Source organism: Mycobacterium sp. (genome assembly GCF_008709575.1).
GTDB lineage: Bacteria > Actinomycetota > Actinomycetes > Mycobacteriales > Mycobacteriaceae > Mycobacterium.
On record NZ_VYIK01000557.1, the window covers coordinates 1 to 527 of the forward strand.

Genomic DNA, 527 nt, shown 5'->3' on the forward strand with positions numbered 1-527 from the left:
CCCCGCACGATTCTCCAGCGTGAGCCGGGCGTGCAGGGGCGCCGGCATCGGACAGTAGCTGTTGAAGCCGCCGTACGGGTTGACCGCCACCGGCACGGAGGCGAGCTGGGCGAACTCGCACCAGCCCTGGCCGAAGAAGTCGCCGAGCGGCACCTCGATGGCGGGCTGGTCGGCGCCGTCCCAGTAGGCGCGCAGAATCAGGCTGCGCCAGTAGCTGCGGTCTGTGGTCAGCCAGATGTGCGTGATGAGCGCCGGCCCGTCGATGGCGGCCAGTTCGAAGGTGGTGTGCCCGGCGATGTCGACGCTGGGCGAGATCTTCCACCCCGGGCCCAGGTGTGCCGCTGCCGCCGCGCCGGTGCCCGCCGTAGCGCCGGCGCCGGCGCCCTTGGCCCCGTCGAAGTTCTCCGGGCTGATCGACCGGGACTGCGCGCCGCCGAGCCGAGTCAGCAAACGCAGGTCGATCATGCCGCTACCGGTCGTGGGGCGCCCCCCGGCGGGCGGCCAGGCCGGGGGCCAACCCCGCCGAA

General features: G+C 73.2%; 1 protein-coding gene. It reads right to left on the bottom strand.

The genetic code is table 11. The annotated features are described in order from the left end of the window. Positions 1-465 (bottom strand): DUF2961 domain-containing protein (locus F6Q13_RS20120; protein ID WP_293060192.1); only part of this gene is annotated, 465 nt, incomplete at its 3' end. Positions 466-527: the final 62 nt, after the last annotated feature.